Here is a 21,943-nt window from a genome sequence, read left to right on the forward strand (position 1 = left end):
TCAGTACTCCAGGTGGTGCTGCTCGTTCAGGCGTTTGCGGAACACATAATAACTCCAGATCTGATAACCAAGGACAAATGGCAGTAAGGTGCACGCTACAATCGTCATTACTTTTAAGGAGTAGCCGCCTGAGGAAGCATTATATACGGTAAGGTCAAATGCAGCGCCTAACGAACTGATCATCACTCTTGGGAACAGACCGATAAATACCGAAGCAAAAGCAATCGCAATTACAGCTCCCGTCATACCAAAGGCCCAGCCTTCACGTTTCTGACGAATGAAGTAAGTTGCCAGAGCGAGCGCTGCCGCTCCAAGGATCACCATGATCCAGAGCGCCCAGCCACGTACAGTGAAAATGTCAGTCATGAGATAGGTCATCACCGCGTAAATGGCAAGTATAGCCGCAAGCGGAAGCATCAATTGGCGCGCTGTATGGAGAGCACGCTCTCTTAGTTCGCCAACAGTGCGCAGTGAGACAAATAATAGTCCATGAACGAGACACAGCAAGGTCACACTTAACCCGCCCACAACCGTATATGGATTAACGATATCTAGAAAACTTGCACGAAGCTGCATCTCTCCATCAATCGGCAGTCCCTTCATCAGCGTTGCAAACACAACACCAAACAGGAATGGCAGCAATGCGCTGGATACAACGATGATGATATCCCACGTTTTGCGCCACTGCTGCTGTTTCATTTTACTGCGGAATTCAAATGCCACCCCGCGTCCGATCAGAGCTAACAGCACCACAACTAGCGGCAGGTAGAAACCACTGAACAGCGTGGCGTACCAGTGCGGGAAAGCCGCAAACATGGCGCCTCCTGCGGTAATCAGCCACACCTCATTTCCATCCCAGAACGGGCCTATCGAATTAATTAGTGTACGACGCTCCCGGTCTGTCTTGGCGATGATGCCTGATGACATCCCCACACCAAAATCGAATCCTTCAAGGAAAAAGAACCCCACAAATAATACGGCGATCAACAAAAACCACAGCTCACTTAGTGACAACGGAATACCCCCCATCCACGCCGAACGGATCGGCTGACTCGTCCTGATCTTCTGGCTTATCTACGGCATATGGCCCTGCTTTGATCTCACGCACAAACAGATAAACCATTACGATACCCAGAACGGTGTACGCAGCCGTGAAGGCAATGGTAGAGAATAAGATCATACCTGCCGATACATTCGGTGAAACACCGGCCTCTGTCGTCATATAGCCAAATACCGTCCAAGGTTGTCTACCTACCTCGGTCATGATCCATCCAGAGGTATTGGCGATAAACGGCAGTGAAATGGCAAATACCATGAGGCGCATAAACCACGGCTTCGCCACTTCCAGCTTCTTGCGCATAGCCAGGTACGTACCGTATAGAGCAAGTGCAATCATCAAACCACCCGCTGCAATCATGATGCGGAAGCTCCAGAAGGTCGTACGCACCGGTGGGATGTAATCTCCAGGGCCGTAGGTCTGCTGGTATTCTGCATTCAATTCCTTCATCCCCTTGACGCTGCCCGAAAATTTACTGTACGAAAGGTAACTTAGCAATCCTGGGATTTTGACCTCCCCTGAATTCTCCTGCTTATCTGGATCGATGAAGGCAACCACCGTCCATGGTGCAGGGTCTTCTGTGGTTGTCCACGTTCCTTCACTGGCTGCCATTTTCATCGGTTGGGTCTCTACCAGGTATTGTGCCTGGAAGTGCCCAGAGAAGGCTACACCGAATGAGGATACAAGACCAATGATGATCGCGATATTGAATGATTTGCGGAAAATCTCAACGTCCTGCTTTTTCATCAACTTATAGGCGCTAATTCCTGTTACAACAAACGCTCCTGTCATTAGTGCTCCAAAGATCGTATGCGGGAACTCGACGAGAAGCTGACCATTGGTAATTAGAGCGAAGAAATCATTCATCTCGGCTCGGCCGTTGTTAATCTCGAAGCCAACCGGGTGCTGCATGAATGAATTGGCTGCCAGAATCCACAGCGCTGATAAGAAGGTGCCGACAAACACCAGCCAAATGCAGGCCAGATGGACTTTTTTGGACAAACGATCCCAGCCGAATATCCATAACCCAATAAAGGTAGACTCCATAAAAAACGCCAGCAAGGCTTCCACAGCCAGTGGCGCACCGAATACATCCCCAACAAAACGGGAGTACTCTGACCAGTTCATACCGAACTGGAACTCTTGCAGGATACCTGTAACGACGCCAACCGCAAAGTTGATCAGGAACAATTTGCCCCAGAACTTGGCCATCGTTTTGTAAATTTCTTTCCCCTTCATGACGTACAACGTCTCCATGATCGCTACCAGCAGCACTAGACCGATGGACAGCGGCACAAAAAAGAAATGGAAGATCGTTGTGAGCGCATATTGGATTCGCGATAGCATGATCGGATCCATACCGTTACCCCTTCTTTCTGTTCTATTCGCATTATTTATGTATGTACTTGGTATTGAAGCTGCACCTTCGCTGTCAGTCCACCAAATACATTGATGAACGTATTGTGCCAGATTACCTATTTTATACATGTGACAATAATCACAAACTTAATCAAAAAATCCACAAAAATGTGACGACGGTCACACATTAGTACAATTTTAAAAATATGGTTTCCAGTTATTTTGAATGCTTGTCAACTTCGTCTATTCACGGAAGTTGCTCATGTTTGAGACGGAATGCCCATATGTTAATGTCAGGCAACCTATTCCTTGTGCGAAACAGGCTTTACATATGGAGTGAGTCGAATGAATTTTATCCGTGTTATCCGAGTCAAAATGCAAACAAAGTGAGGTGATCCAGCCCGTGGAAGTACCTGTACAATCCAGCGAGAGCCAGATTCATCCGAACGAGACTACTCAAAATTATAAGGAGACGCCCCCTCTCTAATTCACTATGTTCTATTTCCCCGTAAAGGGGGATGGTCGACTTTCCCTTATCCAGACATTGCTGCACTACTGGCTGCTGAAGGGGCAGTCTACTATGTTAGCCATCTGGAACGATCAGACGATCTACCCACAGCGATTACGTTGATATCCTTACTGGAGGCGGAAGCACTGCTACAACAGCCTCGTACTGTTGCAGTCGTTGCGCATCCGTACTGGCTTACCGCAGTAGCCTCCATTCAGCCTGATCTGTTCATAACGCTCCTGCCAGAACCTGTCCAAGAGGAAGCTGACTCGCCACTCTGGGAGAGCTGTATTAGCAAGCTGGTAGGCATTTCTAATCTGGTATGTACGTCCTCAGAGACGCGTTATATGAAACTGGTATTTCAAGGTGTCCGCACCGTCTGGCTTGGTGGAGAAGATCCTACACCTACGGGGATGATGCAAAAGGATGAGCTTGAAATTCCGCTACGGGATTACGAAATGCTTTTTCTGCACGCACTCAAACAGATACTCAGCAGTGCCACAGATACGGTTACCCAGCTTCAATGTAAGCTACGAGCGGATTATTATCGTAAGCTCCGTTCCAAAACAGGCGCACATGAGACAATATCCTTTTTGCTCGCTGCTTATGAATATATATTGGAAGACTCGCGGGCAGCCGCCACAGTTCAAGAAGCATTTGCCCATGCAATCACATGTGGGCGCTCTGACTGTGTGCAATCACACTACCGCTTCCTCTCTGCCATTCAGGCAAAAGCCGGGGAGGTGGAGCACGCTCTGCAGGTGTATGGAACTACCGCCGCCACAGATCAGGAACGGCATCATTATGAGCAGCTGTGCCGCTGGCTGGAGGCTGGAGAGCATCAGCTGGTGCAAGCAGAACTATTGCGTCTGAACGATGACTATGGAACGGCATTAAAGGTACTGGATAAGCTCGGCGGAGAAACGGCTCGGCACTGGAAGTTTCGTATTTTCCAGGAAACCGGGCGTGTAGAGGAAGCACTTAAACTGGTTCATGCCGCAGATATTGTTGATCAAGCCAGCCAGCAAGATTATCGCCAATTGTCCGGCACCGCTCTAGCCCTGCGGGGAGAACGCCATGGAGCAGTGAAGTTATTTCTGGAATCAGCTCTTGATGATGAACATGCGCTTGCCCGAATCGTCGAAATGGAACTACTCGAACAAGCGATACAACAGCTGCTTGGGGAGGTGCCCTAATGTTTGACCCGAAAAAACGCAAACAGCATATGCGGGAGCCAATCCTCGAAGTAGAACCAGCCACCTTCCGGCGTATCCGCAAAAGCCAAAACAACAAACTGACCGCCATGCTTCAGGTTCGAAACGAACGTGGGCGATATCTGGAGGAAGTGCTGCACAATCTGAGTGATTTTGTAGATGAGATCGTGATCGTAGATGATGCCAGTACAGATAGAACGCCAGACATCTGCCGTTCCTATCCCAAGGTTGTCCGCTTAGAAGTGCTTGAACAACCGTTATTTGCTGAGGAATGGCGTCTACGCAACGTCCTGTGGCAAGCGGCCGTGAGCACCTCACCAGACTGGCTGCTGTCTGTCGATGCAGATGAATTGTACAGTGCAGAAGCCAAACGAGCCATGCGGGATCTAATTAACCAGAAGCATGCGGACTGGGTGGCATTTCGATTCTACGATATGTGGGGCGGGCGTACTCACTACCGAGAGGATGACCTATGGAACCTGCATCAGAGGCACACGGCCTCACTTGTGCGATATATACCTGAATATCCTTATTTCTATCCACAGCAAAATCATCACGTTCCTCGTCTCCCCCTATCCTGCATGGTCTTGCCTGGCATAAATACCGAATTAAAAGTACAACATCTCGGCTGGGCAGGGAGTCTGGAAGATCGGGTGCGTAAATATCTGCGTTACAAGCGCATTGACCCGGATGGACGATGGGGCAGTCTCGAACACTATGAATCTATTCTTGATCCGGAACCCCGGCTGGTTCCTTGGAAGGAGGAGCAGTGACATGGGGGTAGTCAGCATTCTCACACACAGCTTCACAGACGGGTACAACCGGGAGTTTGCACGGGTATTCGGGGGTGGGCTGGAACGATATATTTTGGATCTATGCAGCGTCATTCATGAGATGGGACACATTCCTGAAGTACATCAACTCTCCTATTTCGAGGCTTTTCAGACACGTACAGGACAGATTGATGTCTTCGGTTACCCATATGATATGAACGATGTTCCTGAAGCTTTCGCTCGAATGGCCGAAGCCGCACGCGGTCCTATCATTTATGCTAGCTGCATCTGGCAACCGATTGCTTATAAACCTGGCAGCCTCGGTATCTGCCACGGGATAAACTGGGATCGACCTGGTCTACCGCTCGAAACGAAGCAGCAGGTTGCCGAGCATATTCAGCAGGCCGTCGATGGTCTGCTGAATATCGTATCTGTGGATTCTCATTTTCAGACCTATTGCCGTGCTTCATGCACGTTCAGTGACCCTGCACAGCTCATTTTAATTCCGAATGCAGTCGACACCTTATACTTCACCCCTGCTCCTCCTAGGCGTCAGATGCAGCAAGATCAGGAGGCACAATGGCTATCCCAGTGGAAGGAAGACCTGGATCAGCAGGAAGACAGTCTGGATCGTATCTTCATCTCCAGCACGCCTGATGCCCCACCTCCTAGTCTAGAGCAAGATCATAATGCAGTTGATGATATACCCGAGAACATGCTTAAACAGGAGCATGAGGTGCAGAGCGAAGAAAATGAAGAAAGTAAAAAAAGTGAAGAGAGTAAAGAACATTCTGCAGGGTTTACTGTAGCTAGTAAGTTAAATGAACAATCTGCCAGCTCCCGTCCGGTACGTATCCTCTATCCTCGTCGTGTCAGCCTGGAACGCGGCATCATTCCGATGATGCTGGCGGCAGATCAGTTGCTTGGAGCCTTTTCTGATCTGGAGATTGAGTTCGCCGGGGAACTGGTTGAAGGCAGTACCGTAGGTCGTTCCTTCCGTTACTGGCATCGTACACACCCTCATGCTGATCGGATATTTCACCGTACGTATGATTTCAGGGATATTCGAGAGGCATATCATCACGCCGATATTGCGGTCATTCCAACGATTTTCTCGGAGGGCACGTCCTATGCCTGCCTGGAAGCGATGAGCTGCGGGTTACCTGTGGTCGCCTCTAATGTGGGTGGGTTAAACGATCTAATTCAGGACGGATTCAATGGGTTGCTCGTTCCGCCAAACCAGGAGGCACTGACAGCGGCTCTCGTCCGACTTGTCCAAGACAGAGCCGAGCGGGAGCGGCTTGGCATCTACGCACGCGAAACAGCACTCGCCTATGACCTATCCCGATGGAAACGCAAATGGAGTGAGGTACTCCGCACATTTCTTGCTGACGCAGATATGAAGGAAGGGGTTCGATGATGATGGATACAGCGGATCAGACAGAATTAATGGAGTCTAGATATGTTCGACGTAACGACCCGAAGATAGATACACTGATATTCCCCTTACATCCGGCATGGTGGAGCAGACCTTATGAATACGAATGGGCACGTCAATTTGCCCGTCCGAGTGATGTTGTTCTAGATGCTGCCTGTGGCATCTCACACCCCTTCAAATTTTGGCTCGCGGAGCAATGCCAGGAGGTTCATGCCTGTGATTGGGATGATCGCATATTGTCGGAGGAAGCCATCCGTCTGGACATCATCTCGGACTTTGGCGAAGAAGCCGCTCGTGAATTCCCTGATTTCTATCTAACCAAACTACACCGTGCACAGGCTAATCTCGCTCAGTTACCCTATGAAGCAAGCACATTTGACCGCGTCTTCTGTATCTCTGTACTGGAGCATCTAGATACAGGCACAATGTTGCGTGCATTTCGAGAGTTTGCACGAGTTATGAAGCCAGATGGAAGGTTAATCGCGACGTTTGACGTGCCCGAAATGCGTCCCGACCTGCTGGAAACCATCATGGCCGTTACCGGATTAACGATTGATGGGAATCTGAACGTAGAAGAGCCTGAGGATGCCATCTGGTCTGACATGTATGGCACCCCCATTCGTTGTTTCCGGGCAGTCATTCGTAAAAGTTAATAGATGAACGCTGGGATCTATAAGCGCGAGTTCAAAAGGGGTGGTTTTCAGTACCGAGAAGATGGGATGAAGTTAGAAATGTATTAGCGGAGCGTAGGCAGAACTTCGTGAGCAAGGATATTTCGGCTAAATCCTAGATTCGATGCTGAGATAACGTTAGGCATCCTTCGTAATCAAAAGCGGACTTTTGGAAAAAACTCTATAAATGTACCCACAGCAGCTGGCATTGCGCTGCATAGCTGCTAGCAGAGGTTGCGCCAGGAGCTGTCAGGCGCAACAATGCACGTACCCCCGGCGTAACGGTCGTCGCCGGGCGGTCTGCGGCGGTGGCTTGCAGCGAGCTGCGCTGGGCCCATTCGGCCCATGCACGCGCGGCATGCCGCCGCCCTGCGAGCAACGCGAGCGTGCCCGCCACAAGAGCCTCCGCTGTGCGGATGGCGGCGGGCACTTCGTCCGCGGAGGGCTGCTCTGCGGCTGGAGGCTCGCCGCCGCAGAGCTGAAGCAGCCCTTCGCGGACGCTCGCGGGTGCGCGCAGCACCCCGCAGCGTGCCGCAGGCGCAAGCGCCGCGAGCAGCGCCGGTGCGGCGCCGGGCGGCAGCGCCGCCAGCAGGCGCAGCCACGCCGCCCAGGCGCCCACGCGCGCAAGCGCATCGGCGGCGGCGTGCACGGCGCCCTGCGGCGCTTGCGCCGGGCTCGCGGCGGCGGACGCACGGTTCCCGCCGTCGCCGTCGTCGCCGCGTGGCGAGGCCTCGCGCAGCAGCGCCTCCGCTGCGCAGGCTGCCGCAGGCCACGGCGGCGTAGCCGCATGGCTGTGCGCGAGGCCACCGGCATGCGCACAGCCTGTTGCCTCGCCTGCACCGCCTACTGCATCACCTGACGCTGCGGCAGGCACACCGCGCCGCTTGCAGGCGAGCGCCCATAGCGCCAGCGTTGCGGCTGGCCTGTGCTGCGCATGCAACGCCCAAGGGCGCAGCTCCACTTCGGCGGCAGCATCCTCGCCGAGCTGAGCCAGGGCAAGCCCTGGTGCCAGCGGCTGTGCCTGCATCACACCAGCGAGCGAGCCCGCATGGCGCAGCAGCCATTCTGGCCGGTGTGCATCCAGCGCAGTCTGGAGCATCACATGCCATGCCACTAGTGGCAGGTGATGCCTTGTAGCAACGCGTGCCACCGCATTGGATCGTCCTGTAACCGCAGCCAGCCATAGCAACCGCTGCCATGCAGCCATGCTGTCTGACTTGGTCTCGATTGCAGCCGTATAGGCATCTTCTGCATACTGCCACTGACCAAGTTGCTCATACACCATGCCCTCTAAGATCAAACTGCGATATGATCCAGCTCCCGAAACAGACGTGTACTTTGAGCCTGATCCAGCAACAGATTTGGCTTGCTTCAACCAATCCAGCGCGTCTTCTTCATGTCCCAGATCGAGCTGGAGCACAGCTCCAAGCTCCAACAGATCAGGGAAGTCCTCATAAACAGGCGCCCAGACCTGCACAATAGCTAGTGCCCGTTCAGGATGTCCGTACTCTCGCCAGGCATACGCTGTCTTGAGTACCAGATCAGAGTGGTATCCACAACCCGGTTCAAGTCGTGCTAACAGAGGAACCAGTAAGCGCAATGCTTCCTCGTAATTTTCTTGTTGAAACCACTCGGCAGCGAGTGCATACAACAATTCAGGTTGGTCTGGTGTTTGATTTAGAGCGGAGCGGATTAACCGCATGTTCCGCTCTATTTTATTTTTACTCGTAATGACCTTATCTAGATATCCATCATGTAGAATCTCTAGCTTACACGCTGCAATCCCTTGTGGTGCAAAGGCATAGATGGAAGAAGCGACCTCCTCATGAATCATCCCCGTAAAGGCAATCCGTGGATCGTTCCTGAATAGACGACATACTGCATCTGTTACTCGTTCTTCACCGGAGTGACCGAGCAAGCTCGTAATTTGTATCCAGTATCCCCATATCTCATCCTGGTCACTTGATAGTAGACGCTGTAGCTCAGTATGCATTGACTCTGTTGGCAGCCACACTTCATCTGCATCCAGCACTAGAATCCACGGATTTGTCGCTAAGGCGAGGGATTGGTTACGCGCTCTAGCAAAATCTCCCGACCAGGCGGCACGCATCACGATTGCACCGTAGCGACGGGCAATGTCAGGCGTATCATCGGTTGACCCTGTGTCCACAACGATAATTTCATCGACCACATTACGGACTGCGTTCAGACACCGCTCAAGATGCTGCGCTTCATCCTTAACGATCATACACAAGCTGATTCCCATCCCCATGTTTATCCCCGCCCTTATCCGCCTCTACTCTACTTAAGACCCGAAACCATCCGGCCCTGGCAGTTCCAATCGAAGCCGTTGCACCAGCGGCCAACACCGCTGCCGTTGTCCATTTACGCCTTCACTCCAGTCACGAAGCTGTTCATCCGCTGCACTCAAGAGCCCACGAACCAACCAACTCGTACCCGCTGCCGTATTGGCTGCCCCAACAAAAGGCTCTTCTGCTTGCTCCTGATGCGTCTCTCCCCCGATGAGACCCCAGTCGCGAGCTGTTGCCGACCCATCTGAATCAGCGCATGAAACTCTCCCCACTGGCCTGATTGTACACAGCCTTCCATTAGCAACCCAAATGCCTGCCATCCCTCGTATCCGGCATTGGCTGAATCTCCTTTGGTCACAGGTGTGTTACTTTCCTCATCCTTGCCATGCCCTTCTCCCTCCAGTCTATCCGGTCGGGAATGATGATAGAGCCAATTGCATAGTCCATCATTTCCTGCTATGGGTCTTCCCTGAGCCCAATGTAATCGATCTAGCCATCGGGAAGCTTGCCCTGCATACAGACCCTTTTTGCGCTGAATTGGCTCCAGCTTGAGTCTGGCAGCCTTCCATTTTCCCCTCTGAATCTGAAGCAATGCCTCTGCCATGGATAATCGCTCTCGTTTCTCTATTGAATCACCCGATGATGTAAGCTCTGTTAACCACTCGACTGCCGCCTCATAACAGCGGCTTTGCTCCATTACACCCAGCACTTTGTATATCGCTTCTTCCGACTCCAGTGCAAAGCGTTCTTTAATTAGTTGGGGTATCTGCTGCTCTTGCCCCGATACCCGCATAATGCGGAATATCCGGTACAACGGGGGCAACAGGCTCGATTTAGCACGAACAGCCTCTACGTAGGCATCTACCGCACCCTCCAGATCTGCCTTTCCTTCCAGCAGTCTTCCCAGTGTATACCACGTCTGATAGGTTCCAAGGCCTTCTTCCGTATGGTACATTGGCGGCGGCGCTCCCACACGAACAGCTTCACGTAGCCAGAATTCTGCCTTCTCCACGTGTCCGAGCGCATCCTCACATACCCCGCGATGATGGATTAAGTCCGTATAATCCGGAAATAGCTCCAGCGCTGCATCAATATGCTCCAACGCCTCCTGCCAGCGATTCAGATGTTCGAGACATCTGATCTCATACTTGCATAGCAGATGCGCATAACTTGTTATGGTTGGATCAATGCCAGCCTTAGCCACGCCAAATGTCTTCAGTGCCCGCTCTGCTTCCCCACACGTAAATATTCGACACCTAGGTTATAGTGATGAAACGGCTGCTCCGGCTCTTCCTTCACCGCTTGTTCTAACAAACGTAAATTGCGATTCACTTTGTCCTTATGCTCCACCACAGCCGTCTGGTAGCCATAGTGATGGATAATCATATCCGTTAGGTGAAACGCCGCCTCTGGATTCCTACGGCAAATAGCCGCCGCGATCTGCTCATGTATCCGTCCTTCGAATCGGTGCTCTGGTGCATTCCTGAACAACCTCAACACCGGATTAACCGTAGCCCCTTGCTCACCCGAACCTGTATAGTTATGGATATTTAAAAACAATCCGTCACATCCGCTGACTGCCGTCCAGCTCCTGATCTGCTCCTGAGCAGCCTGATCCAGCGCTTCATCCGCATCCAGAAAGAGAATCCAATCGCCGGAAGCTCGCGCGAGTCCAGCATTACGTGCCGCAGCAAAATCATCGCTCCACGCCAAATGCACAACCATTGCTCCATACGACTTCGCAATTGCTACACTACGATCCGAAGAACCTGTGTCTACAATGATGATTTCATCGACCGCTGCTTGCACGCTGTCCAGACATTGAGGTAGCCACTGTTCCTCATCCTTTACGATCATGCATAGCGAAATGAGATTGTTCGGCAACATGATTCCTCCTTTCCTTCGCATGGAAAACGGTACGCCAAGGGAGCCCATCGGCAATTCGCAATTTTTGCTCCAGCACCGTCAGTTGAGCTGTCAGCTCAGCGACAGAAGGAGAGCGTGTTATCTCCTGCTTCATGACCTCCGTAGCCAACTGCAAATAACAGTGAGATGCTCCTGCTCTGGCTCGCTGTAGTCCTGGTTCTTGCTCTAATGCTTGTTGAAACAGAGCTAGAGATTGATCATAATGCCCTCTGGTATACACTGTTTCTCCCAGAATAAATAGACTTTGCGCCTGTAACTCCCCTTCTGCCATACACTGAATTAACATCTCAGCCGCTGCCATCGTATATCCGGCTCGATACAGCACCTCGGCGATCCATTGCTTGTGCAACAAACGTTCATGAGGTTCCACATACAGCTCTGCGACCTTCATATGCAACCGTTTCGCAAGGGGTAACTGTCCTGTATGCACAGCCCGTTCTATGATTGTTCTTGCTAGCGTTCGTACGCCTGCTGAAACTTGCGATGTCGTTACCTTTTGACGATCTTCGTCACGCTGAATGATGCGCTTATCCTGATCCCAACTCTCATCTTTCAAGTGTGATTTCACTCTTGTCTCTGTATTATTAAGTGTCTTTATCTTTATGTTGCTCTTTTTCTTCGTTTCGGTATTGGTTCTCGTTCCTATCTCTATCTCAATCTGTGGCTGGTTCTCGCAAAGTAAACTGTCCAATGCTCTCCATGTAGAGCCTTCCTCTAGTTCATTTACAGCCAGAAACGAAGATGGTAGCGCTGAACCATGAGCCCAGCACGCCACTGCCCAGTCCATTTTCAGCTCAGAATGTTTAAATAGATGACGATCTTTCCCATCTCTATACTGCCTTTCCGCCCATTCTTGCACTTCGGACACCCTGTTCGCACACAGCATCCAGCGCACGAGGTCAGCTTCCGGTATGTTATGGTTGCGATCCTGATCTTGCAGGAGGCGGAGTGCCCGTTCGTATGCTCCACAGGAGGCAAGTGCTTGAACAACCTCTGTTATGTTCCGATTAACCTCAATGTCATCTCGTTGCAGTCCCTCTTTCCATTGCACCTGCAATTGTTCCGCAATCCGTTCATCTGGCTCACCAGACTGTTGCAGCACATCCGCTAAGCCTCTCCACGCTGGCGTATAGGTTGGCATTTTAACTAGTGCAATCCTATACAGTTGATCTGCTTCTTGCAGGAAGCCTTTCTTTTGCGCTAACCGTCCCATCGCTGTATAGGGTTTATAGGTAGCCGAGCCTTGTTCTGTGACATAAGCCGGTTCGGATTGAGTCGTCTTTGCTATATCGCTCTTTCCCTGCCATTCAATCTTCGTTATGTTCTCTGGTGTTCCAACGTCTGTATGATGCTCAACTGCTTCTGCATAAACCTGATAGGCGCGTTCTTCCAAACCCTGCTGTTCCAACGTCTCCCCGAACAATAGATGCAGATCGGCATAGCCCCAATAATGCTGTCTCTCCGTAGCCAGAAGTCCATGTGCTTCATCATATCGTTCCAGCACGATTAGCACCTTCGCATAATCTCGAACTAAGGTTGGACGGTAGGGTGCCTCCAGCGGAGTAGAGTGAAGAGATTGCGCGAATACTTCTGTCGCCTTCTCCACCTGCCCAAGCTGGCAGTACGTCACACCAAGATTGTAGAGGTGAAAAGGATGGTCTGGTTGCTCTGCAAGCTGCTTCTGCAACAGCTTGAGATTGCGACGTGGTTTATGTCCTATCGCCATAGTAGACGGCAAGTAACCGTCATGCATGATCACTAATGGAGCGAGAGGTTCCTGCTCCACCGATACGTTTTTTGATATATCGATAGGTAGCTCGATCTCTATGCTTTCATCCGCAGTTATCGCTCTTTCCCGATCTCCTATGGTGCCACGAACAAGCTGCTCATGGATTCGTCCAATGTACCGGTATCCTCGACCTGCTCGAAAGAGACGGACAGGCTGGAACAACACACTCGCTTGCTCCTGTTCGCCGATTCGATTGATTATGGTGACTCGTAATTTGGTGATGCCAGGCTCGACCGTTGGAAGGAACGCAAGTAGCTCATCAATCCCTTCTACGGCATATTCATCTGCATCCACACACAGAATCCAGTCCGTACTCGCCAGCGGCAGACTGATATTACGGGCAGAAGCAAAGTCCTCATCCCACTTCGCATGTAGCACCGTTGCCTGATGTTGTCTAGCAATCTCAACCGTGCGATCTACGGAGCCGGTATCAGTAACGAAGCATTCACTTGCAAGTGATTGGAAGCTGCCCAGACAACGGGGCAGGTAATGTTCTTCATTTTGCACAATCATGTGGATTCCGACTAACCCTTGCTTCACAGCACCATCACCTCCCTTGCCAAAAAAAATACATGAAGCCCACAAAAGCGGACTCCATGTACCTATATGATGATCGCTCTGGTTATGTGCCTTGTCCATTGAAGATGACATCAATTGTAGTAGGTGATCCGATGAGACTGGAACGATAGGAAAGGCGTGTATATTTGAGGAATCGTTGTGGCACCAATACATCGACCGATCCAGACAATATGCCTGTGACGGTTGTTACATCGGTGTACCAGTTCGTTCCGTTAGCACTGATCTCAACGCGAGCATCCACCCGATTGACTCCTGGACCTCGGTTATATACAAAGAAGGAATACGTTCCGAATACACTAGTAGTCACTGCCGGAAGAGCTGTAAAAGCATTCGCTGTGGGTGTACCAATAAGCTGCGATTCCTGAAAGCTCTTCTGTGATATAGAAGTTACGCTGCTCAGTGTCCCCGCCGTAATCGTTGCGCCGAGCACACTGGTAATGGTGCCGTTCAGCAGATTGGTCAACGTTCCAGCTGTGATTGTTGCTCCCAGAACACTTGTGATCGTACCATTCAGTAAGTTCGTTAATGTTCCGGCTGTCACGGTTGCTCCTAGTACGCTGGTGATGGTGCCGTTCAGTAAGTTGGTTAACGTACCTGCGGTAATGGTCGCTCCTAAGACACTCGTAATCGTACCATTCAGCAAGTTGTTTAACGTGCCTGCGGTGATCGTGGCTCCAAGGACACTCGTGATGGTACCGTTGAGCAAATTACTCAGCGTTCCCGCTGTAATTGTTGCTCCGAGCACACTGCTAATGGTACCCGCTGTGATGGTTGCACCAAGCACACTCGTGATCGTACCGTTCAGCAGGTTTGTCAGCGTTCCCGCTGTGACCGTCGCGCCGAGTACACTGGTGATCGTTCCGGCCGTAATTGTTGCGCCAAGCACATTCGTGATCGTACCGTTCAACAGGTTCGTCAGCGTTCCCGCCGTGACCGTCGCGCCGAGTACACTGGTGATCGTTCCTGCTGTGATGGTTGCACCAAGCACATTCGTGATTGTACCGTTTAACAGGTTGGTCAGCGTTCCCGCTGTGACTGTCGCACCGAGTACACTGGTGATCGTTCCTGCTGTAATCGTTGCTCCAAGGACACTCGTGATTGTACCGTTCAACAGGTTGGTCAGCGTTCCCGCTGTGACTGTCGCACCGAGTACACTGGTGATCGTTCCTGCTGTAATCGTTGCTCCAAGGACACTCGTAATCGTACCATCCAACAGGTTCGATAGCGTTCCTGCCGTGATTGTTGCCCGAGCACGCTAGTGATTGTACCATTCAATAAATTGGTCAGTGTTCCCGCCGTCACTGTAGCTCCCAGCACACTATTGATGGTACCAGCTGTAATCGTTGCTCCAAGGACACTTGTAATGGTTCCGTTGAGAATGTTTGTAATCGTTCCTGCATTAATCGTAACAGTAGTCAATCCTGAGATGTTACTGATTGTCCCGTCCAAAATAATACCGACCACATTGCCGCTTGTATCGGTTCTGACAGGTTGAGCTGTCCCCGTGCTATCCTGACCGAAGATCAAGGTTCGCAAGTTATCGGGATTGGTATTAAATGTTGTAAAGTTAGGCATGCGCCTCGTCCTCCTCCCTGGTCATATCTGTTTTGAAATACCCCTTTACCGCACACGTTGTGCCTGAAAATAAACATCGAGCCTTGTGGGTTGATCTGGCTGAACCGATTGAATAACCAGCCGGGTATAGTGTAAAAATCGCTGTGGCACCAAGGCCTTCGTCTGACCTCCCGCGATCACCTCCTGGCTGTCCACGGCATAATCCACGGCATTGGGGCTGACTTGAATCTGTACAAGAGCCGGATGTTCACCCCGGTTCACGATGCCATATGTGTACATGCTGAGCGATGAGGTATCCTGTGCCGGCAGAGGTTGGTTCGTATTTTGGGTCACGGCTCCGACATACGTATGCTCGGTAAAACAGTGAGTAGCACCAGGGAGTTTGGTATGTGAGGAATTACCCTGCTTGCACCGAGGACGCGTAATCCGGGAACAAGGGGGTTTCAGCAACTTAGCGCGGCAGGAACGACGAGGTTGGCGGCGGTTTGCATATTTAGTTGATGAATGCGTTTTTTTCTTGCATCGCTTCGCTGTTCGACTCATCTCAATTTCCCCTTAAAAAATGTGCTTCCGCATCGTATGCCTTTATTCAAAATACGGGCACGGCATCTGCCGCTATTTCCAGATTTCCTCGTTTTGTCCCAAACCCTTCATCCTTTTCCCTCATACAATGCAAGTACAATGAAGCATACGAGAGAAGGCTCGTTCTAGGGCTTTTTGATTCTGATTTTTGGAGCAGTCTCTACAGTTATAGGGTTATCTATTGGTCGTAAGGGAGGTGGAAGAGATCACGAACTATAATGTGTTCAATCAGTCGAACGGCCCTTTATTCACCCAGTTGACGAATACGTTCTCGGCTCCTGGTATCGAGGCCTCGGCAGAGAGCGGAGCAGCGGCGGCTGGTAGTTTTTTTGCACTGACATCGAATAATACCCTCCTTCCTTCCAACCAGAACCTTCTGTTACAGATCATTAATGCGGTTGGCAGTGGAAGAACGATACGTATATCAAGCATCTTGGGAGGTGCAACAGCGGCGGCCACCTTAGTTATATATTCTGGGGGTACAGTGACCTTAGGCAGTGCACCTGTTCCAGTCAACACCCTGCTTGGTAATGCCAACGCCAGTGTAGTTACCACAAGGCAAAATACAGGCACACTCGGCGGTGCATTTACAAGTCTCATCAGCGTTCCATTAACGGCTGGTATGTACATGCTGGATTTTAGCGGTGCGCTCGTTGTTCCTCCCGGACAGACATTATCCATTAGTCTTGGCACAGGGAATCAGACCGCAGCAATCAATCTAACGTGGTGGGAATTCTAATCTACTTATAGTGCGTGTTCAAAAAGGACGGTTTTCAGTACCGAGAAGATGGGATGAAGATAGAAATGGAGTAGCGGAGCGTAGGCAAACCTACGTGAGCAACGGACATTTCGGCTGAATCCCGACTTCGATGCTGAGATGCCTTAGGGCATTCTTCGTAATCAAAAGCGGACTTTTTGAATAACCTCTTATAAAGGTGGTGTATACTGTGCCGAATAATAATGTATTCAATCCTTTAAGTCAGCCCGTCTATACCTCTAATACAAACACCTATACTTCCCCGGCATTGTTGCTCCACCTGAGACCGATGCTGGGAACACAGGCAATCTATATAACGCGGGTTCAACCAACTCAACAACGCTCGGATTGTTAGGAGGTAGCGTCATTGTGACGGTACAACTAACGAATCCTGTGGGTAGCGGTAGAACTCTATATGTATCCCGACTCTCTGGCGGAATTACGGTAGGACTTAACCTTCTATCTTCCTTTAGTGGTTCGATGACACTAAGCGCTAATGGCACACTAACCTCACCGACCACCATAGCCGCAGTAAACAGCAATTTATCTAGCACGAATACCAGTGTCGCAACCGTACGAGTCTCTGCTTCCGCTCCATCTGGAGCGACTACAATTATGGCGATGCCTCTACAAGCTGGGCCATTTGCATCGAGTGTATGGGGGCAATATGTTGTTCCCCCAGGTCAGTCGATCAACCTGAATGTAAGTGGCTCCCTTTCCGTTGCGGGCTTACTGGCCTCAACTGCTTATTTTGCTTGGTGGGAAGTGTAAAATGGAAGATGCGATTTCTTGGCATGCTACTCTAATCATGCCGAAGAACAGCCGCTTTCTGGCGAAAACCAGTAACGGCTGTTCTTGTTTTAATATAAAGCATTTCATCATAGATCAAGTTGGTCGTAAAACGGGTGCGCGGCAAATTTATTTTTGTAAAACAGCTACGGGAGATTTCCTTTCTGCCCACAAGACACGTTGTAGTACGATGCCTACGATACCAATCGTAAATGTGGCAATACCAATGTATTGGAAAGCCGGACTCGCCCCGGCTGACCGAATCAAAACCCCTCCCACAAGTGGAGCAACAACCAACACTATACTGGATAAAGAATTTTGGATACCGAACACTCGGCCTGTGAAGGCAGGAGGGGTTTCCTTTTGCAACAGATAATTCAGTGTAACCATAAAGAGTCCATTGCCTACCCCAATGCATAGTCCCCATACGATAACCCAGAATAGAGCAGTCTCTGAACCGATCCAGCCCAAGGCAGCAATGCCGGCACCGATGAGCAGATAACCTCCTCCAAGTCCCCATCCATAACCGATACGTGGCAACCGATTTAAGAGCAGAATGATAGCTACCGCACCCGCACCTGCGGATGAACCAAGCCAACCAACCATAGCTTCATGACCTGGTTTGATCTCCCGAAACAGGGTGGTGAACTGATAATCGATCATCAAGATCGCCATCAGACCCATACAGCCAAACACCAATGTACTCATAACTTTGCGGCTGTCTCGAATAAATCTCCAACCCTCCTGCCATTGTGCACGAAACGACTCGGGCTGAGTTTCATTTCGAAGTACATGCTGAGCTTTAGTTTCCGTTGTCTCCGCGTTACCATGAAGAGCATCTGATGTCTTAGTCTTCTCGGACAATTGTCGTAACGGCCATAAAATTGCACCGGATATCAGACGGGTGACGGCATTAATGACAATACAAACTTGGGGTGAAAATAACGTAAGTATCATGGCGCCAAGCAGCGGTCCTGCAACTTTGGAGCACTGTGCGACGAATCCGTTCATGGAAGATGCCTGAAAAAGATGCTCCTCCGCCACTACCTGGCGCGTCAATGCCTGTTGGGCTGGGACATGCAGTACACCCATGGCAGCTCGAAGCGCCAGAAGCGGGAGTAGCCATAACGCACTTGGGGCAAATAAAATGGCAATGGTCAGCACCACAGTGATCGCATCGCATAGTAACATGATCCTCACCTTCTGTAGACGATCGGCTAATGTACCTGCGAGCGATCCAAGTAATATCCCCGGAACCGCCATGCAGACCGGAATAAGGGCGATGATGAGCGGATCGACTCCCCAGCGATAGGCAACCATCACCTGAATGGCCAGTGTATCGAACCAGTCTCCAAATGTCGCCAGTGCGTAAGCGATAAACATCCGCATAAAGGTAGCATTTGATTTTAATGTCGTGGGTGGTGTCTTAGGTACAGTGGAACCATCTAAAGATTCATTTGATGGATTAGAAATAGTTGTCATGGTAGTAGCTCCCCTCTGATTACAACCGTGCACTCGTAATGAATAGAACACGTGGTATTTGGTTGTAATCATAGTGGAGTTATGTCAGAGGAAGATCAGAGGAATTGTGATTAGGAGACTAATGGGACAGAAACTGTTGAACTTGATCTACAATAAGCGAGCCATAGCGCGGTACCCCGTACATTTTGGCGATGTCCTCATAGAGCTGACTATATTTCTTAAATAAACGTCCTTCGATCCGATGATGCGCCATAAACAGCAGTACCTGTTTGGATGAATTCAGGCATAGTGGTGCATTCAAGGTCATTTTGAGTACGTCCAAGCCATCATCCAATCTGGATTCTGCCTCCCGATCTCGTCCTTGTCTCAGCAGCCACAGTCCTTCCATAACCTGAAATCGTCCAATCTCACGTAGGTAAGGAGCATCCTTTAATCCGGAACGAAGAATAGCAATCTGAGCCTCAACCGATTCAGCGCCCCCACCCCACAACTCTACATATAACTCAGCAAGCCCTACAGGGAGTTTGAAGTTGACCATCTCATCCGTCTCAATGATGCTATACGTTTCTTGCAATTGCTTCTTGGCTCGGGCATACTGCCCCACCTCTGCATAGACTTCAATGATATTAAGAATACGAAGTTCCTTATGCTGTTCCGGCGATAAAGCAGATGATTGTAGGGCCTTTTCATATAATTGTAGCGCTTCGGCAGGCTCAACAAGTCCATGTATATAGATCAACAGCCAGTATAGACGTTCCTCAAATGTGATCTCTTCCGTTGTTATTAGCCATTCCAGATCACCCTGGATAAAATGAATATAGATGCGGTAATACGCATCCATCTGGATACCTAATGCCTCCTGCTGGTTCATCAAGGTAAGCAATGACTTCCCTTGCCCAAATAAGTGATATTTGCGAAACAATCCTTGTATGGCTTCCCGCATATCCTGATCGTACATAGAAGGATTATCAGGTAAGGCAGATCGATTCTCTTGAAGGGTTAGTCGATAACCATATCCACGTACGGTATCCAGCCTAACCTCATCCCAAGGCTTTAGTTTCTTCCGAAGACGATAGACATGATCATCCACAGTCCGCTCGACGGGATATTCTAACGGCCACACGCGATCCAGGAGCTGACTGCGAGTAAATGCTTTTCCCCTGTTTTCATAGAGAAAATGCAGCAACGCAAACTCCTTCGCGAGCAAAAACACCGAGTCGGTGCGCCGGGAAACCGTATATGTACTTTCCTCAAACTGCAATGACATGCATCTTCCTCCTGCCCTGTAATTCCTATGAGATCAAGGATCTTATAAACTCCATCATCTTAACACACAAAAACCTTTTGCGTTCTCGCAAAAGGTTCTTGTTTGACTATCCTAATACTACGCGGTCATCTGCCATTTTCTTACCGCTAATGCGCTCGAACTCGCCAAGCAGCTCAGAGACAGTCAATGTGCGCTTGCGTTCTTCGCTAACATCCAGAATAATGCGGCCTTTGTCCATCATGATCAGACGGTTTCCCAGACGAATTGCCTGCTCCATGTTATGCGTCACCATTAGCGTAGTCAATCTCATCTCACGAACCAGCGTCTCGGTTAGTTCCGTAATCAGTTCTGCACGGGAAGGATCAAGCGCTGCCGTATGCTCATCCAGTAGCAGAATCTGCGGCTGCGTAAATGTTGCCATGAGCAGGCTAAGTGCTTGACGCTCCCCGCCAGACAACAGCCCTACCTTGGCGTTCGGCCGTTTCTCCAGTCCAATACCCAGCTTCTCTAGCTGAGCATTGAAAATCTCCCGTCTTGCACGGGTAACACCAAAGCCAAGACCACGTCCCTTGCCACGTTTATAAGCCATCGCCATATTTTCTTCAATGGACATATGTGGTGCGGTACCTGCCATCGGATCCTGGAACACCCTGCCGATCCAACTGCTGCGCTTATGCTCTGGCAGGTTTTTGATCGAACGGTCATGGATCAGCACATCGCCCATATCCGGTTTCATTACACCTGATATGATGTTCATCAGCGTGGACTTCCCTGCTCCGTTACTGCCAATGACGGTGACAAAGTCTCCCGGATTCATCGTTAGATTCACACCAACCAGCGCCGTCTTCTCATCCGTTGTACCTGGGTTGAACAGCTTGGTAACTTGTGTAATATCCAGCATGATCACATGCCCCCTTCGTCGCCCTTTGAACTGTCGATTGCATTAGCTCTTGCATTCTTCTGCGAGCCAGCTTCTTTTGTTTCATGGAGCGGCGCATGGAAGGGAATACGAGAGCGATAATAACAATAACAGCAGTAATCAATTTCATGTCAGACGTATCGAACCAAGGCACTTCAAGTGCGATTGCCACAACAATCCGATATATGATCGAACCGACCACAGCCGCTAGTGTCGCCCAAAATACAGTTCGCGCGCCCAGGATCGCTTCTCCGATAATAACAGAAGCAAGTCCAATCACGATCATACCGATCCCCATCGTAATATCTGCAAAACCAGCTTGCTGCGCAATAAATGCTCCAGACAAGGCAACCAATCCATTGGACAGGCTGACACCGACAATCGTTGTTACATCGGTATTGGCTCCAAAGCTTCGGATCATACGTTTGTTATCCCCTGTTGCACGAAGGGCAAGTCCGATATCTGTTTTCATGAACAGATCCAGCATGATTTTGAATAGCAGTACAACGATGATAATGATGACCATGACATGCTCACCCGAGAACGGACTGTCCATCCCCATAATGGACTTATTCGGTGCGCCGCCTAGAATACGCAGGTTAATAGAATATAGGGCAATCATCATCAGGATACCAGATAACAAACCATTAATTTTACCCTTTGTATGAAGCAATCCCGTACATATACCAGCCAACATCCCGCCACCCATTGCCGCAAGACAGGCGAGCCAAGGAGAAAAATCGTTCGAGATCATCACCGCCGCAATGGCTCCTCCTGTTGTGAAACTTCCATCAACGGTGAGATCGGGGAAGTCGAGGATTCGGAACGTAATATATACGCCGAGTGCCATTAATGCATATAACAGACCAAGCTCTATCGCTCCTTCAATTGAACTCCAGCTTATACTCACGTTGCTTCCTCCCTATTTATTGAAAAGAATGAGGCG

At 50.2% G+C, this 21,943-nt stretch carries 20 protein-coding genes; 6 read left to right on the top strand and 14 right to left on the bottom strand.

Translation table 11 applies throughout. The annotated features are described in order from the left end of the window. Together cydB and DMB88_RS28325 are read right to left on the bottom strand one after the other, a co-directional pair. Positions 1-1,014 carry a cytochrome d ubiquinol oxidase subunit II gene (cydB, locus tag DMB88_RS28320; protein ID WP_254438375.1) on the bottom strand — a complete coding sequence of 338 codons (1,014 nt, stop codon included), beginning with the start codon at positions 1,012-1,014 and terminating at the stop codon, positions 1-3. After that, positions 1,001-2,416 (bottom strand): cytochrome ubiquinol oxidase subunit I, encoded by a 1,416-nt coding sequence (locus DMB88_RS28325; RefSeq protein WP_128103968.1) that lies wholly within the window; start codon positions 2,414-2,416, stop codon positions 1,001-1,003. Before DMB88_RS28325 ends, cydB begins: the two co-directional genes overlap by 14 nt. Before the next feature lie 627 nt (positions 2,417-3,043). Between DMB88_RS28325 and DMB88_RS28330 the strand changes: the two genes are divergently transcribed. From DMB88_RS28330 to DMB88_RS28350, 4 genes are read left to right on the top strand one after another with little or no spacing between them, the layout of a single operon-like run. Continuing rightward, complete coding sequence (locus DMB88_RS28330; protein ID WP_128103969.1) at positions 3,044-4,120, top strand: hypothetical protein; 1,077 nt, start codon at positions 3,044-3,046, stop codon at positions 4,118-4,120. Beyond that, on the top strand, positions 4,120-4,911 hold the full coding sequence (locus tag DMB88_RS28335; protein ID WP_254438376.1) for a glycosyltransferase: 792 nt from the start codon (positions 4,120-4,122) through the stop codon (positions 4,909-4,911). The genes DMB88_RS28330 and DMB88_RS28335 overlap by 1 nt, the downstream gene beginning before the upstream one ends. 1 nt (position 4,912) lies before the next feature. Continuing rightward, positions 4,913-6,331 (top strand): glycosyltransferase family 4 protein, encoded by a 1,419-nt coding sequence (locus DMB88_RS31640; protein WP_254438377.1) that lies wholly within the window; start codon positions 4,913-4,915, stop codon positions 6,329-6,331. Continuing rightward, positions 6,328-7,002, top strand: coding sequence for a class I SAM-dependent methyltransferase (locus DMB88_RS28350; RefSeq protein WP_254438378.1), 675 nt, complete (start codon positions 6,328-6,330; stop codon positions 7,000-7,002). Before DMB88_RS31640 ends, DMB88_RS28350 begins: the two co-directional genes overlap by 4 nt. Before the next feature lie 199 nt (positions 7,003-7,201). Here the strand turns inward: DMB88_RS28350 and DMB88_RS30615 are convergent, their stop codons facing one another. The 8 genes from DMB88_RS30615 to DMB88_RS28385 all read right to left on the bottom strand — a co-directional run bounded on the left by DMB88_RS30615 (position 7,202) and on the right by DMB88_RS28385 (position 15,744). Continuing rightward, the gene (locus tag DMB88_RS30615; protein WP_217363762.1) at positions 7,202-9,292 is read right to left on the bottom strand and encodes a glycosyltransferase; all 2,091 of its coding nucleotides are present in this window, start codon (positions 9,290-9,292) and stop codon (positions 7,202-7,204) included. Positions 9,293-9,325: 33 nt separating this feature from the next. Further along, positions 9,326-9,466, bottom strand: coding sequence for a hypothetical protein (locus tag DMB88_RS30385; RefSeq protein ID WP_164848808.1), 141 nt, complete (start codon positions 9,464-9,466; stop codon positions 9,326-9,328). Then, positions 9,448-10,536 carry a tetratricopeptide repeat protein gene (locus tag DMB88_RS28360; RefSeq protein ID WP_128103970.1) on the bottom strand — a complete coding sequence of 363 codons (1,089 nt, stop codon included), beginning with the start codon at positions 10,534-10,536 and terminating at the stop codon, positions 9,448-9,450. Before DMB88_RS28360 ends, DMB88_RS30385 begins: the two co-directional genes overlap by 19 nt. An 11-nt stretch (positions 10,537-10,547) precedes the next feature. Continuing rightward, a complete protein-coding gene (locus DMB88_RS28365; protein ID WP_164848809.1) occupies positions 10,548-11,219 on the bottom strand; it encodes a glycosyltransferase family 2 protein in 672 nt (223 codons plus the stop codon). Beyond that, positions 11,173-13,587 (bottom strand): glycosyltransferase family 2 protein, encoded by a 2,415-nt coding sequence (locus DMB88_RS28370; RefSeq protein WP_164848810.1) that lies wholly within the window; start codon positions 13,585-13,587, stop codon positions 11,173-11,175. Before DMB88_RS28370 ends, DMB88_RS28365 begins: the two co-directional genes overlap by 47 nt. Positions 13,588-13,669: 82 nt before the next feature. Beyond that, positions 13,670-14,839, bottom strand: a complete 1,170-nt coding sequence (locus DMB88_RS28375; RefSeq protein WP_254438379.1) for a DUF6385 domain-containing protein — start codon at positions 14,837-14,839, stop codon at positions 13,670-13,672. Further along, positions 14,746-15,201 (bottom strand): hypothetical protein, encoded by a 456-nt coding sequence (locus DMB88_RS28380; RefSeq protein WP_128103973.1) that lies wholly within the window; start codon positions 15,199-15,201, stop codon positions 14,746-14,748. Before DMB88_RS28380 ends, DMB88_RS28375 begins: the two co-directional genes overlap by 94 nt. Positions 15,202-15,246: 45 nt before the next feature. Further along, a complete protein-coding gene (locus DMB88_RS28385; RefSeq protein WP_128103974.1) occupies positions 15,247-15,744 on the bottom strand; it encodes a DUF6385 domain-containing protein in 498 nt (165 codons plus the stop codon). Between the two features lie 220 nt (positions 15,745-15,964). On the opposite strand from DMB88_RS28385, the gene DMB88_RS28390 reads away from it, so the two are divergent. Both DMB88_RS28390 and DMB88_RS28395 read left to right on the top strand, forming a co-directional pair. Continuing rightward, on the top strand, positions 15,965-16,522 hold the full coding sequence (locus DMB88_RS28390; RefSeq protein WP_254438380.1) for a hypothetical protein: 558 nt from the start codon (positions 15,965-15,967) through the stop codon (positions 16,520-16,522). 387 nt (positions 16,523-16,909) lie between these two features. Beyond that, the gene (locus DMB88_RS28395) at positions 16,910-17,311 is read left to right on the top strand and encodes a hypothetical protein (protein ID WP_128103975.1); all 402 of its coding nucleotides are present in this window, start codon (positions 16,910-16,912) and stop codon (positions 17,309-17,311) included. A gap of 147 nt (positions 17,312-17,458) precedes the next feature. Here the strand turns inward: DMB88_RS28395 and DMB88_RS28400 are convergent, their stop codons facing one another. From DMB88_RS28400 to DMB88_RS28415, 4 genes are all read right to left on the bottom strand, one after another. After that, positions 17,459-18,811, bottom strand: a complete 1,353-nt coding sequence (locus tag DMB88_RS28400; RefSeq protein WP_128103976.1) for an MFS transporter — start codon at positions 18,809-18,811, stop codon at positions 17,459-17,461. A 118-nt stretch (positions 18,812-18,929) separates the two neighbouring features. Beyond that, positions 18,930-20,078 (bottom strand): winged helix-turn-helix domain-containing protein, encoded by a 1,149-nt coding sequence (locus DMB88_RS28405; RefSeq protein ID WP_128103977.1) that lies wholly within the window; start codon positions 20,076-20,078, stop codon positions 18,930-18,932. A 106-nt stretch (positions 20,079-20,184) separates the two neighbouring features. Further along, positions 20,185-20,979 (bottom strand): ABC transporter ATP-binding protein, encoded by a 795-nt coding sequence (locus DMB88_RS28410; protein ID WP_056701790.1) that lies wholly within the window; start codon positions 20,977-20,979, stop codon positions 20,185-20,187. Further along, a complete protein-coding gene (locus DMB88_RS28415; protein WP_368028230.1) occupies positions 20,927-21,907 on the bottom strand; it encodes an ABC transporter permease in 981 nt (326 codons plus the stop codon). Before DMB88_RS28415 ends, DMB88_RS28410 begins: the two co-directional genes overlap by 53 nt. Between the last annotated feature and the right edge of the window lie 36 nt (positions 21,908-21,943).

It is taken from the genome of Paenibacillus sp. DCT19 (genome assembly GCF_003268635.1).
In the GTDB taxonomy this organism is placed as follows: Bacteria; Bacillota; Bacilli; order Paenibacillales; family Paenibacillaceae; genus Paenibacillus.